This window comes from Billgrantia ethanolica, from assembly GCF_021404305.1.
Taxonomy (GTDB): domain Bacteria; phylum Pseudomonadota; class Gammaproteobacteria; order Pseudomonadales; family Halomonadaceae; genus Halomonas; species Halomonas ethanolica.
On the sequence record NZ_JABFTX010000001.1, the window covers coordinates 74,994 to 87,990 of the forward strand.

The window sequence follows — 12,997 nt, forward strand, 5'->3', positions numbered from 1 at the left end:
AGGCTCGGTTTTCGAGGCTTGCGATGTGACGGGCGGCGAGATGCTAAACGCTGAGCGGCGAGAAAAACAGGCGGTCGAGACGTCGAACGGGTGGAAATCGGACAGTTTTGCCGGGTTTGTAACGCTTAACTTCGCCTAGGAAAATTTGCCGAGGCAGGATGGTAAGCGGTGGTGCCATCGATGCACGAAGAGAGGCGCTGACAGGGGAAGGAAACATAACAAGACTCGTCGTTACGAAAACCATCATTCGGTAGTCATCGCTTCGCTGCGGCTCTGTTAGGCTGCCCCGCTTCAAGCCTTCATACCGCCGCTCGCGTGCCACGAGTGCGAGCAGGAGTATCTCTGCGGGAGGGATGCAAGCCATGGCCTCCGAGACCGTCGACGATCTCGCAGGAGCGCTGCGCCAGTGCCGACCGGCCCTGCTATGGGTGCTTGGCTTCAGCCTTTTCGTCAATGTCCTGATGCTGGTGCCGGCACTCTATATGCTGCAGGTCTACGATCGGGTCATTACCACCGGCAGCCGCGAAACGCTGCTGCTGCTTACTCTGGTCGCACTGTTCCTGATGGCGGTGATGGGGTTTCTCGATATCGTGCGATCACGCTTGCTGGTACGTGTCGGCAACTTCCTCGATACCCGATTGGGGGAACGCCTGCACCAAGCCTTGTTCGCCCAGCGCCTTGGCGGCGAGGGGCGAGCCTCGGTGCAGGCGCTGGACGATCTGCGTATGCTGCGCCAGTTCGTTTCCGGAAACGCGCTCTTCGCCTTCTTCGATGCTCCCTGGGTACCGCTCTACCTGGCCCTGCTGTTTCTCTTCGACCCCTGGCTCGGCGCCTTCGCCAGCCTAGCGGGGCTGGTGCTGCTCGGCCTGACGCTGGCCAACGAGAAGGCGACCCGTGGGCTCATGCGGGATGCCGGGGAGCGCTATCGCGAGGCGCGCGGGCAGGTCACGGACAGCCTGAACGGGGCCGAAGTCGTGCGCTCGCTGGGCATGCTGCCGGCCCTGCGGCAGCGCTGGCTCGTCGGGCATCGGGCTGCCCTGGCCTTGCAGTCACGCGCGAGCGATCGAGCCAGCGGCCTGACCCAGCTCGCCAGGACTCTGCGTCTGACATTCCAGTCGTTGATCCTCGGCCTGGGGGCGCTGCTGGTGCTCGAAGGGCGTATCACGCCGGGCGTCATGATCGCCGCTTCTATCGTTCTGGCCCGCGCCCTGGCGCCCATCGATGGCATGATCGGCGGTTGGCGGGGGCTGGTTGGCGCTTGCGACGCCTATCGGCGGTTGGCGACGCTGCTCAGGGAGATGCCCGCCGAACGGCAGCACCTGGCGCTGCCCGCTCCCCAAGGTGAGGTGGCGGTCGAGTCGGCCACGCTGCTGGCGCCGGGGTCCGACCGGGCCGTGCTCGAGGACATCTCCTTTCGCGTCGAACCCGGTCAACACGTCGGTATCGTCGGGCCGAGCGCGGCCGGCAAGAGCAGCCTGGCCCGGCTGCTGGCCGGCGCCCAGACGCCGGAGCGGGGGGCGATACGCCTCGATGGAGCCAGCTTCGAGCAGTGGGATCGCACTGCTTTGGGCCCATTTCTGGGCTATCTGCCCCAGGAAATCGAGCTCTTCGACGGCACGGTGAGTGACAACATCGCCCGTTTCGGCGAGCCATGCCCTGAGCGGGTGGTCGAGGCCGCGCGCAAGGCTGACGTGCACGACATGATCCTGCGTCTGCCGGCGGGCTATGAGACCCGGCTCGGGCAGTCCGGCAGGGTGCTGTCGCGTGGGCAGCGTCAAAGAGTGGCCCTGGCTCGGGCGCTGTATGGCGACCCGGTACTGCTGGTGCTCGACGAGCCCAATGCCAATCTCGACGATGCCGGTGAGCGCGCGCTGATGGCGGCGATGGAACGCCTCAAGGGGGATGGCGTCACCCTGTTCGTTATCACCCATCGACGCAGCGTACTGGCAAGCGTCGACACGCTGCTGGTGCTCGACGAGGGGCATCTGCGTCTGCAGGGGGCCCGTGACGAAGTGCTGGCCCGGCTGGAGATCGCCGCGAGCAGGCGCGAAGCGTCGACACGACCGTCGAGCCAGCCTGCACAGCCACGGCGTACGGCGCGCGAGGCGGGAACATGATCTATCCGCAGGAACCGGCGCCGCCTGCCCCGGCCATGCCGACACCGCCCGTCGATCCTCGCCCCTGGCAGCGCATCGGCCTGCTGGTGCTGCTGATTGCCTTCGGCGGCTTTGGCGGTTGGGCAGTGGCAGCCAATCTGGCGGTGGGGGTCGTGGCGTCGGGCAAGGTGGCGGCGGCTTCGTCCACGCGCTCGGTGCAGCACTACGAAGGCGGCATCGTCAGCGAGATCCGGGTGGCCGATGGCGATCGCGTCGAGGCGGGCGAGGTTCTGGTAGTGCTCGACGACACCCGGGCGCGTTCGCAGCTTCAGCTGGCACGTAACCAGTACCTGCTCAACCGAGCCAGTGAAGTGCGGCTGTCGGCCGAGCTGGCCGGGAGCGAGACGCTGACATTTCCTGCCGAGCTGCACGACAGCCAGTCGCGCCGTGTGCGCGAAGCGCTGGCGGTGCAGCAGGGGCTGTTCTTCGCCCGAGGGCAGACGCTCGACGGCACCCTGGCTACCCTCGAACAGCAGGCCCACCAGTATCGCGAGCAGCGCGAGGGCCTGGAAGCGCTGATCGAGGTCAGCCGGCAGCGCATCGCCTCGCTGGAAGAGGAGGCGGACGACCTGCGCAGCCTGTTCGAGCGTGGCCACGGTGATCGGCAGCGTCTGCGTGAGCTGGAGCGTGACCTCCTCGAGCTGGAGGGGGAGACGGCTCAACAGGAGTCGAATGCCGCGAGCATCGACGCGCAGATCAGCGAGAACCGTCTGCAGCGGCAGATACTGCGCCAGGAGTTCCAGCAGGAGACCGGCGAGCAACTGCGGGACGTGCAGGCGCAGATAGCCGACGCCGAGGAGCGCATCACGGCCCTCGAGGACGAAGTGCGACGCACCGCCGTGCGAGCGCCGGTAGCTGGCAGCGTCGTTGACTTGCGCCTACGCAGCAGCGGTGCGGTGATCGATCCGGGCGATGCGGTACTGGACATCGTACCGGCGGACGAAGGATTCGTAGTCGAGGCGCGCGTGCCGGTCCACGAGATCGACAGCCTGCGCCCCGGGCAGACGGCGCGCATCCGCTTCACCGCCTTCGACCAGCGCTCGAGCCGGGCCGTCGAAGGCGAGCTCGTCCATCTCTCCGCCGACAGCCTGGTGGACGAGACCACGGGTAGCGACTACTACCTGGCGCGCATCGCCGTGGACGATACGCGGCTACCCGAGGAGATGCGGCTGGTGGCGGGCATGCCGGCCGAGGTGATGATCCATACCGGTGAGCGAACCTTTGCCAGCTACCTGCTCGAGCCGTTCAGCGACGTCCTGGCCCGGGCCATGCGCGGCTAGCCGTTCGGCTGCGTTGACGTGAGGTGGCGCGCCATCGGCTAGGCTGAGGGCAAACGAGCTTGGAGAGCCACGATGAACAAGGTACCCGCCGCCTATCAGGCGACCCGAGGATCCGTCCTCGATGTCGACACAACGTTCTATTCGCGGCTGACCGACCCAGCGGCCCGGGAGCGCGTCGACTCGCTGGTGGTGCCGATTCGCGAGGGAAGGGCATGGCGGGTGCCCGCCGGGCACGTGATGAGGCTCACGACCCTGGAGGGGCCGCAGGTCGGTGACCTCAACCTGTGGAACCTGCACAACCCGCGTGAACGTTTTTGGGCCTCGCGCACGCGTCAACTGCAGCGTGCCCATGTCTCCACCTTCGATCGCCTATGGTCGACGCTGCCCTACCTGCGCCCCATGGCCACGATCATTGACGATAGCCTGGCGGGCTATGGCGTGGACGAGCAGGGCGGGCGCATACACGACCTGCTGGGAACCCGCTGCGACCCCTACGTGAATCGCCTGCTCACCGGCGAGGACTTCGATCACCACTGCCACTCCAACCTGGTGCGCGCCGTGCTGCCGCATGGCCTCACCGAGTTCGACGTGCACGACGTGCTCAACGTGTTCCAGTGCACCGGGCTCAACGAGGACGACCAGTACTTCATGAAGGCGTGTCCGGCGCGAGAGGGAGACTACCTGGAACTGTTCGCCGAGATCGACCTGCTGTGTGCGCTGTCGTGCTGCCCGGGTGGCGATCTCTCGGTGGAGCTATGGGGACCGAATGCCGGCGATCCGCTGCTGACCTGCCACCCCATCGGGGTGGAGGTGTTCGCTCTCGAGCCTGAGCTGCTGGCCGGTTGGCAGCCGCCGACGCCCTCGCCCTATGCCGGTGGGCATGGCCTCACGGGGCCCAGCATCGACTGGGGCGAGGAGAAGCGCAACAGGCTCGGCTGAGGCTTCACTGTGGCAGTATCTCTGTCGAGCCCTCTCGCGCCCCGGCGTAAGGCCGGGGCAGTGAGCCGAACGCCCAGCCTCACTCGGCAGGGCGGGCCACCAGCGAACGGGTTTCCTCGCGTGCTTCGACCAGGGCCACCCGAATCGTGTCGCCGAGCTTGTAGCGCTCTTCGCCCTCGACCTGGATACGGCCTTCCTTGTCGTCTATCACCACCTTGTCGCGGTCGCTATGGATCATCGGTGCAGGAACGAAGGCCGTGGCGCCGTTGGCGGTGAGGCGCACGCGCATGCCGCCGCGGGTGATGCCGAAGATCTCCGCCTCGAAGGCCTGCTGCTCCTTGGCCGCGGGGGTCAGGTAGCGCACGTAGAGCCAGTCCTTGACGTCGCGCTCGGCCATGCGGTTGAGCTTACGGCGCTCGGTGAGCTGCTCGGTCAGTGCCTGGGTCGCCTCGGCGGGCGCCTGTTCGCCCTTGAGCACGCGCTTGATCAGCCGGTGATTGACCATGTCGCCGTACTTGCGAATCGGCGAGGTCCAGGTGGCGTAGGCGTTCAACCCCAGGCCGAAATGCGGTCCGGGGCGGGCCGACATGCTGGTAAAGCCCTGGAAGCGGCGCAGGCGGGCATCGAGCCAGGCGTCGTCGCGGCTCTCCAACGCGCGCTTGAGCTCCTTGTAGCGCGGCAGCTCGGAGAGCGCCTCGAGCTCCACCTCGATCTGCTGCGCGGTGAGGAACTCATGGGCGGCCTGGGCCTTGTCGGGATCGAAGGCGCGATGCACGTTGAAGATACCGTGACCGATGTGCTCGGCGAGAAAATGGGCACAGCAGGCGTTGGCCGCGATCATCGACTCCTCGATCATGCGGTTGGCGATGCGCCGCTGCTCGATGCGCACGTCGAGCACGTTGCCGGCCGGATCCAGGTCGAACACGTAGTCGGGACGATCCTTGAACACCAGCGCATATTCGGTGCGCCAGGCACTGCGTGCCTCGGTCAGCTCGCGCAGCGCTTGCAGCTGGCTGGCGATCTCCTCGGCCGGCGTCCATTCGCCCTGGCCTTCGAGCCAGTCGGAGATACGGTCGTAGACCAGCTTGGCCTGGGAGCGTACGCGGGCAGCAAAGAAGCGGTAGTCGCCGAGGCTGCCGTCGGCTTCCACGTTCAGCGTGCACGCCAGCACCGGGCGCTCTTCGCCTTCGCGCAGCGAGCAGAGGTCGTCGGCCAGCTGCTCGGGCAGCATGGTGACGTTCTGGCCCGGCAGGTAGACGGTAAAGGCGCGGGTGCGGGCCTCCAGATCGGCGGCATGCCCCTCCTCGACGTAGGCGGTGGGATCGGCGATGGCCACGGTCAGCCGCCAGCCGCCTTCATCCCGCGGTTCGATGCGCAGGGCATCGTCCATGTCGCGGGTCTTCTCGCCGTCGATGGTGAAGAAGGGCTCAGCGGTGAGGTCCTCGCGCTCGAGACCCTCGTCGCGCAGCGGCCAGTCGCTGCCGGCTTCGGGGCACTCCTGCTCCAGCGCGTGACGCGCCAGGGTGACCCGCCACGGCACGGCGGGGTCGTCGGCCTTGGCCACCAGTTCGTCGATCTGGGTGAAGAAGGCGCGATCTTCGGGCTTGAGCGGGTGGCGCACCAGACGCGCCACGACCCAGTCGGCGTCGCCGATGCTGGCCTCGTCGAGGCTATTCTTGATGCGCGCCTTGAGCACGTTGTTGATCGACGGGTGGTCGGGCACCACGGCCAGGCGGCCCTCGCGCTTCTGTACGCGAGCGATGAAGCGGCTCAGACCCGCTTCGAGGAGCGTGTCGGGCTCGACCGAGGTCTTGTCGCCATTCTCGTGAATCACGGCCTGGACGCGGTCGCCATGCAGCACCTGCTTCATGGCAGGCGGCGGTACGAAGTAGGACTGGCCGTCGTCGGTTTCGAGAAAGCCGAAGCCCTTGTCGGTGGCCTTGATGACCCCCTCGGCGCGCGGCGTGGTCTCACGAATCTGTTGCTTGAGCTGGGCGAGCAGCGGGTTGTTCTGCAGCATGATCACGAACGTGTGGCGGGATAGGAGGGCCACTATACGGATTCCCGCAGCCGGCGCCAAACGTTGCCGGGCCGGTCACGACAAAACAATCGCTTGGCGCGGCAGGGTAGAAATGCCTCATACGCTGGGCAAGCCTTGCCGGCTGCGTTAGCCTCTAGCGGGTATTCGAAGGAATGGACGCCATGACACCTCACCTGATCGTCTCCGACCTCGATGGCACCCTGCTCGACGCCAATCACGACCTGCATCCGGAAACCATCGAAACCCTGCGCCTGCTGGCCGGGCAGGGGCATCATCTGGCCTTCGCCTCGGGGCGCCATTTCCGCGACATGCTGTCCTTCCGCGAACGGCTGGGCGTGCCGCTCCACGTGATCAGCACCAACGGCGCCTACCTGCACGGGCCGGAAGGCGACCTGCTGGCCTCGCGCCATCTCGAGGCAGAGCTGGCCCGCGAGCTGATCGCCCTGGAGCGCCACGCCAGCGTGCGCTTAAACCTCTATCTGGAACACGAGTGGCTGATCGACGCCCCCGAGCCGCGCCTGCTGGCCTACCATGCCCACACCGGCTTCGGCTATCGCGTGTTCGAGCCGGCAAGCCTGGACGGCGAAGGGGTGGGCAAGGTGCTCTACATCGGCGAGCCCGAGCGGCTGGCCGGGCTCGAGGCCCAGGTGCGCACCAGCCACGGGGAGCGCCTGCACGTCACCTACTCCACGGTCAATTCGCTGGAGATCATGGCCGGCGGCGTCAACAAGGGCACGGCGCTCGAGGCGCTGCTGGCCAGGCTCGACATCGATAGCCAGCACTGCCTGGCCTTCGGCGACAACCTCAACGATACCGAGATGCTCAGTCTCGCCGGCGAAGCCCACGTGATGGCCAACGCCCATCCCGCGCTGTTCGAGCGGGTACCCGTGGCTCGCCGGATCGGCCATCACGCCGAGAGCGCCGTGGCCCGACACCTGCAGGAGCGCTTTTCTCTCTAGGTTCAAGCAGGGCGAGCGTTGCGACGTTGGTCTAGGCCCCCTTGCCGTGCCACGCGTGCATGCCCATCATCGATGCCATAACGACAACGATTCACGGTGTTGCCTGCCCCAGGCATCGCCCCTGCCATCGGAAGACGATGACCACAACGCCCGCCACTCTGATCGTGGTCGACGACGACCCCGAAATCCGCGAACTGCTGGTCGACTACCTCGGACGTCACGGCTACCGCGCCCTGGCCGCCGAGGATGCCGAGGCGCTGCATGGCCTGCTGACGAGCGAAACCCCCGATCTGCTGATCGTCGACATCATGCTGCCCGGCGACGACGGTTTCACCATCTGCCGCGACATTCGTCGCGACAGCGACGTGCCGATCATCATGCTCACCGCCAGCGCCGACGAGACCGACCGCATTCTCGGCCTGGAACTGGGCGCCGACGACTACCTGGGCAAGCCGTTCAACCCGCGCGAACTGCTGGCGCGGATCAAGGCGGTGCTGCGGCGTGCCCGCGGCGGTTCGCCGGCCGATCCGTCCCGTGCGCGGCTGGTGGCCTTCGGTGCCTGGCGGCTCGATCGCATGACCCGCGAACTGATCGACGAGCGCGACGAGCGTACGCCGCTCTCGGGGGCCGATTTCCAGCTGCTGCAGGTGTTTCTCGAGCGCCCCGAGCAGGTGCTCTCGCGGGAGGCGCTGTATGAGCTGACCCGTGGGCGTTCGGCACCGCCGCTCGACCGCTCCATCGACGTGCACGTCTGCCGGTTGCGCCAGCGCCTGGGAGAGGATGCCCACTATCATCAGATGATTCGTACCGTGCGCGGGGCGGGCTACGTCTTCACCGCCCGGGTCGAAGCGCTGACGTGAACGAGGGACGGCGCCATTGGCGGCGTCGCCTGGCGCGCCTGCTGCCGCGTACCCTGCGCGGACGCTTCGTGCTGATCATGCTGGTCGGCGTGCTCAGCGCCCAACTGGCCAGCTACGCCGTGTGGACTTCCCAGGTGCGCTCCAGCCAGCTCGAGCAGCTCGACGAGCTGTCGCGCAACGTCGCCTTCAGCGTGGCCTCCACCATGCGCTTCTTCCGTTCGCTGCCCTTCGAGTATCGCCATATCGTGCTCGATCAGCTGCGCAACATGGGCGGCACGCGCTTCTTCGTCAGCGTCAACGAGCGGCGCATCCCGATCGAAGACATCGGCTCAGGGCCGGAAAAACGCCTGGTGGTGGACAACTTTCGCGAGATCCTCACCGCCGAGCTGAACATCGACGACGTACTGGTGGAGTTCTCCCGCGCCGAGACCCTGCGCGTCTACAACAACGAAGTGCTGCTGCACGACCTGCCGCCGCGCTGGGGCCAGCACAGCCTGCTGATGGAGCCGCTGTCGCCGCCGATCCTGGTGGTACAGATGGAGCTCGGCCCCGACACCTGGCTCTATGTGGCCACGCTGCTGCCGGTGCCCGACCTGTTCAACGAGCACGGCTGGCTGTCGGGCGAACGCCTGCTGGCGAGCCTGATGGTGCTGCTCACGGTGATCGGCCTGGCCCTGCTCGGGATTCGCAGCGTGACCCGTCCGCTGGCACGGCTGTCGCGAGCGGCGCGTCAGCTTGGCGACGATCTCGATGCGCCGCCGCTGCGCGAGAGCGGGCCGCGAGAGGTTGCCGCCACGGCGGCGGCGTTCAACCGCATGCAGGAGCGCATTCGCGATCAGGTCGATGAGCGCGAGCGACTGTTCTCGGCCATCTCCCACGATCTCAAGACACCCATCACCCGGCTGCGCCTGCGGGCCGAGATGCTCGACGATCCGATACAGCGCGAGCGCTTCTGTGCCTCGCTCGACGAGCTCGATCTGCTGGTCAAGGGGGCGCTGGCCTCGGTGAAGGGCTTCGACCTGCACGAGGAGATGGCGGCGGTAGAGCCTGGCGCACTGCTGGCCGAGCTGGCCGACGAGCTGACGTTGCAGGGCGGGGTGGTGACGCTGCAGGGTCATGCCGCTGCGCTGTCGGCGAAGCCGCTGGCGTTCAAGCGCTGCCTGGCGAATCTGCTGGAGAATGCGGTTTTCTATGGTCGGCATGCCGAGGTGACGCTGGTCGATTCGCCACAGCGTCTGACGATCTTCATCCGCGACCACGGCCCGGGCATTCCCGAGGCCCAGCACGAGCGGGTATTCGCTCCCTTCGTGCGTCTCGAACCCTCACGCAGCCGCAACACCGGTGGCAGCGGTCTGGGGTTGGGCATCGCCCGGCACATCGCCCGCGCCATGGGCGGCGACATCGCGCTGGCCAATCATCCCGAGGGCGGGCTGGAGGTGACGCTCTCGCTGCCGCGTCCGCAGGATGTTACGACGCTGTAATATGCCTGCAATGCTTTGCAGGACTAGGTAACCCCGCTCACACCCGCTCTCGGTTAACGTTACTGGCATGCCGGCCATGACCGGTTTCATACAACAGTCAATAACAACAGCAGGAGCATGCCGATGACCCTTCTCGAGAACCCCTTGCGCAAGACGGCCCTGGCGCTGGCCACCGCCGCAGCGGCGTCAATGACGTTCAGCGTTCAGGCCGCCGAGGTGGAAGTCCTTCACTGGTGGACCTCGGGCGGTGAGGCCCGGGCGGCCAATGTGCTCAAGGAGCTGATGGAAGCCGAAGGCTACGGCTGGGAGGACTTCGCCGTGGCCGGTGGCGGCGGCGAAACGGCCATGACCGTGCTCAAGTCGCGGGCCATGTCCGGCAACCCGCCGTCGGCGGCCCAGATCAAGGGGCCGGAGATTCAGGAGTGGGGTGAGCTGGGTCTGCTCGGCGAGCTCGACGAGGTGGCCGGGGCCGAAGGCTGGGACGAGCTGCTGCCGCCCACGGTGGCCGATGTCATGCGCCACAACGGCAGCTATGTGGCGGTGCCGGTCAACGTGCACCGGGTCAACTGGCTGTGGGCCAACCCCCAGGTGCTCGAAGCCGCCGGCGTGGAGATGCCCACCACCCTCGACGAACTGTTCGCGGCAGGTGAGGCGATCCGCGAGGCGGGCTTCATCCCGCTGGCCCACGGTGGCCAGGCCTGGCAGGACGCCACCGTGTTCGAGAGCGTGCTGCTGGCAAGCGGCGGTACCGAGTTCTATCAGCAGGCGATGGTCGAGCTCGACCCCGAGGCGTTGGGCAGCGAGCGGATGATCGAGGCGCTGGAGACCTTCAAGCGTCTGCGTGAGCTGATGGACGCGGACATGTCGGGTCGCGACTGGAACATCGCCACCTCCATGGTGATCGAGGGCAGCGCCGGCATGCAGCTGATGGGCGACTGGGCCAAGGGCGAGTTCACCGCCGCCGGACTCACCGCCGGCGAGGAGTATCTCTGCGCCGCGGCGCCGGGCACTCAGGACGCCTTCACCTTCAACATCGACAGCCTGGCCATGTTCCGCGTCGAAGGTGAGGAGCGCGAAGCGCAGCAGGCCCTGGCACGCCTGGTGCTGGAACCGACCTTCCAGGAGGCCTTCAATCTGGCCAAGGGCTCGATTCCCGCCCGGCCCGATCTCGACATGAACGGCTTCGATGCTTGTGCTCAGCAATCGATGGACGACTTCCAGCGCACCGCCGAGGAGGGCGGCCTGGTACCCAGCATGGCCCACGGCATGGCGGTCCGGGCCGACGTTCAAGGTGCCATCTTCGACGTGGTGACCAACTACTTCAACTCGCGTGACATGGCCGCTGAAGAAGCCGCTCGTCGGATGGTCAACGCCGCTCAGGCCGCCTTGTAACCCAAGCCTGACGCTGGGTCGGGCCTGAGTCCTTCAGGTCCGGCTCCGGTGCTATGCCGCTCAAGCCCGAGGTCTCTCATCATGTCCCTGACAAGGTCGGCGGCACGCCCGACCGCCGGTTCCGCTGCCCGGCGCAGCCACTCAGGCCTGCTCCAGGCCTGGCTGCCCAAGCTGGTGCTGGCGCCTTCTGCCGCCATTTCGCTGTTCTTCGTCTATGGCTTCATGCTGTGGACCTTCATTCTCTCACTGACCAACTCGCGCATGCTGCCCAGCTACGAGTTCGTCGGTTTCGCTCAATACGCGCGGCTGATGGCCAACGACCGCTGGTGGGTGGCTTCCACCAACCTGGTGGTGTTCGGCGGTCTGTTCGTAGCCATCTGCCTGGCTCTGGGGCTGGTACTCGCCATCCTGCTCGATCAGCGCATCCGCCAGGAGGGGGCGCTGCGTACGATCTATCTCTATCCCATGGCGCTGTCGTTCATCGTCACCGGCGTGGTGTGGAAGTGGCTGCTCAATCCCGGTCTCGGCATTCAGGCCATGGTGCGCAGTTGGGGCTTCGAGAATTTCCGCTTCGACTGGCTGGTGGATCCGGACATGGCCGTCTACACCCTGGTGATCGCTGCGGTGTGGCAGGCATCCGGCTTCGTCATGGCGCTGTTTCTCGCCGGGCTGCGCGGCATCGACGACAGCATCCTCAAGGCCGCCCAGCTCGATGGCGCCAGCCTGCCGCGCATCTACTGGCGGGTGGTGATTCCCTGCCTGCGTCCGGTGGTGTTCAGCGCGGTGATGATCCTTTCGCACATCGCCATCAAGAGTTTCGACCTGGTGGTGGCGCTCACCGGCGGCGGGCCCGGCTACGCCTCCGACCTGCCGGCCACCTTCATGTACGCCCATGCCTTCACCCGAGCGCAGATCGGTCTGGGCTCGGCCAGCGCCATGCTGATGCTGGGCGGCGTGCTGGCGATCCTGATTCCCTATCTCTACTCGGAGTTGAGGAGCCGCCGTCATGGATAACGTCATTCGTCGCCGTACGCTGGGCGCGCGGCTCGGTCGGGCCACGCTCTATGCCGTGTTGCTGCTGGCCGCGCTGTTCTATCTGCTGCCGCTGGCGGTGATGCTGGTCACCTCGGTCAAGCCGCTGGCCGAGATCACCCCCGGCACGCTGCTGTCGCTGCCCCGGGAGCCGACCCTTGTGCCCTGGGCCAAGGCCTGGGGGGAGGCTTGTACCGGCATGCGCTGCGAGGGCATCGGGGTCTACTTCTTCAACTCCATCGCCATCGTGGTGCCCGCGGTATTGATCTCCACCGCCATCGGCGCACTCAACGGCTACGCCCTGACCAAGTGGCGCTTCAAGGGCTCGGAGCTGCTCTTCGCGCTGATGCTGTTCGGCTGCTTCATTCCGTTTCAGGTGGTGCTGCTGCCCATGGCGCAGACGCTGGGCTGGCTGGGGCTGTCGAGTTCGCGGGCGGGGCTGATCCTGGTTCACGTGATCTTCGGTATCGCCTTCACCACGCTGTTCTTCCGCAATTTCTACGTGGCGGTGCCGACCGAGCTGGTCTCGGCGGCCAAACTCGACGGCGCCGGCTTCTTTCGCATCTTCTGGCGCATCCTGCTGCCCGTATCGGCGCCGATCATCGTGGTCTCGGTGATCTGGCAGTTCACTCAGATATGGAACGATTTCCTGTTCGGGGTGGCCTTCTCGGCCCACAACACCCAGCCGGTGACGGTGGCGCTCAACAATCTGGTCAACACCTCCACCGGGGCGCGCGAGTACAACGTCGACATGGCGGCGGCAATGATTGCCGCGCTGCCCACGCTGATCGTCTACGTGCTGGCGGGAAAATATTTCGTCCGTGGGCTGACGGCCGGCTCGGTCAAGGGCTGAGCCC

The 12,997-nt window shown here is 66.6% G+C and carries 10 protein-coding genes; 9 read left to right on the forward strand and 1 reads right to left on the reverse strand.

What is annotated here, in order from left to right:
- Positions 1-362: 362 nt before the first annotated feature.
- The 3 genes from HOP53_RS00370 (at position 363) to HOP53_RS00380 (ending at position 4,375) form a co-directional block, all read left to right on the forward strand.
- Positions 363-2,117 carry a type I secretion system permease/ATPase gene (locus tag HOP53_RS00370; RefSeq protein WP_234268018.1) on the forward strand — a complete coding sequence of 585 codons (1,755 nt, stop codon included), beginning with the start codon at positions 363-365 and terminating at the stop codon, positions 2,115-2,117.
- Entirely contained in the window at positions 2,114-3,436 is a 1,323-nt protein-coding gene (locus HOP53_RS00375) for an HlyD family type I secretion periplasmic adaptor subunit (protein ID WP_234268019.1), read from the forward strand. Before HOP53_RS00370 ends, HOP53_RS00375 begins: the two co-directional genes overlap by 4 nt.
- Positions 3,437-3,508: 72 nt before the next feature.
- Entirely contained in the window at positions 3,509-4,375 is an 867-nt protein-coding gene (locus tag HOP53_RS00380; RefSeq protein WP_234268021.1) for an urea carboxylase-associated family protein, read from the forward strand.
- Between the two features lie 79 nt (positions 4,376-4,454).
- On the opposite strand, the gene HOP53_RS00385 is transcribed toward HOP53_RS00380, so the two are convergent.
- Positions 4,455-6,395 carry an exoribonuclease II gene (locus HOP53_RS00385; RefSeq protein WP_234269668.1) on the reverse strand — a complete coding sequence of 647 codons (1,941 nt, stop codon included), beginning with the start codon at positions 6,393-6,395 and terminating at the stop codon, positions 4,455-4,457.
- 182 nt (positions 6,396-6,577) lie between these two features.
- Here HOP53_RS00385 and HOP53_RS00390 point away from each other — a divergent pair, with 182 nt between their 5' ends.
- The 6 genes from HOP53_RS00390 to HOP53_RS00415 all read left to right on the forward strand — a co-directional run bounded on the left by HOP53_RS00390 (position 6,578) and on the right by HOP53_RS00415 (position 12,993).
- On the forward strand, positions 6,578-7,375 hold the full coding sequence (locus tag HOP53_RS00390) for a Cof-type HAD-IIB family hydrolase (protein ID WP_234268023.1): 798 nt from the start codon (positions 6,578-6,580) through the stop codon (positions 7,373-7,375).
- A gap of 137 nt (positions 7,376-7,512) precedes the next feature.
- Positions 7,513-8,235 carry a response regulator gene (locus HOP53_RS00395; RefSeq protein WP_234268025.1) on the forward strand — a complete coding sequence of 241 codons (723 nt, stop codon included), beginning with the start codon at positions 7,513-7,515 and terminating at the stop codon, positions 8,233-8,235.
- On the forward strand, positions 8,232-9,716 hold the full coding sequence (locus HOP53_RS00400; protein WP_422677586.1) for an ATP-binding protein: 1,485 nt from the start codon (positions 8,232-8,234) through the stop codon (positions 9,714-9,716). Before HOP53_RS00395 ends, HOP53_RS00400 begins: the two co-directional genes overlap by 4 nt.
- 123 nt (positions 9,717-9,839) lie before the next feature.
- On the forward strand, positions 9,840-11,108 hold the full coding sequence (locus HOP53_RS00405) for an ABC transporter substrate-binding protein (RefSeq protein ID WP_234268027.1): 1,269 nt from the start codon (positions 9,840-9,842) through the stop codon (positions 11,106-11,108).
- A gap of 81 nt (positions 11,109-11,189) precedes the next feature.
- Positions 11,190-12,122, forward strand: coding sequence for a carbohydrate ABC transporter permease (locus HOP53_RS00410; protein ID WP_234268028.1), 933 nt, complete (start codon positions 11,190-11,192; stop codon positions 12,120-12,122).
- Positions 12,115-12,993 (forward strand): carbohydrate ABC transporter permease, encoded by an 879-nt coding sequence (locus tag HOP53_RS00415; protein WP_234268029.1) that lies wholly within the window; start codon positions 12,115-12,117, stop codon positions 12,991-12,993. The genes HOP53_RS00410 and HOP53_RS00415 overlap by 8 nt, the downstream gene beginning before the upstream one ends.
- Positions 12,994-12,997: the final 4 nt, after the last annotated feature.

Excerpts from the sequence above, each read along its gene's own strand:
- HOP53_RS00370 (WP_234268018.1), top strand. The coding sequence starts at position 363 with ATGGCCTCCGAGACCGTCGACGATCTCGCAGGAGCGCTGCGCCAGTGC.
- HOP53_RS00375 (WP_234268019.1), top strand. The coding sequence starts at position 2,114 with ATGATCTATCCGCAGGAACCGGCGCCGCCTGCCCCGGCCATGCCGACA.
- HOP53_RS00380 (WP_234268021.1), top strand. The coding sequence starts at position 3,509 with ATGAACAAGGTACCCGCCGCCTATCAGGCGACCCGAGGATCCGTCCTC.
- HOP53_RS00385 (WP_234269668.1), bottom strand. The coding sequence starts at position 6,395 with ATGCTGCAGAACAACCCGCTGCTCGCCCAGCTCAAGCAACAGATTCGT.
- HOP53_RS00390 (WP_234268023.1), top strand. The coding sequence starts at position 6,578 with ATGACACCTCACCTGATCGTCTCCGACCTCGATGGCACCCTGCTCGAC.
- HOP53_RS00395 (WP_234268025.1), top strand. The coding sequence starts at position 7,513 with ATGACCACAACGCCCGCCACTCTGATCGTGGTCGACGACGACCCCGAA.
- HOP53_RS00405 (WP_234268027.1), top strand. The coding sequence starts at position 9,840 with ATGACCCTTCTCGAGAACCCCTTGCGCAAGACGGCCCTGGCGCTGGCC.
- HOP53_RS00410 (WP_234268028.1), top strand. The coding sequence starts at position 11,190 with ATGTCCCTGACAAGGTCGGCGGCACGCCCGACCGCCGGTTCCGCTGCC.
- HOP53_RS00415 (WP_234268029.1), top strand. The coding sequence starts at position 12,115 with ATGGATAACGTCATTCGTCGCCGTACGCTGGGCGCGCGGCTCGGTCGG.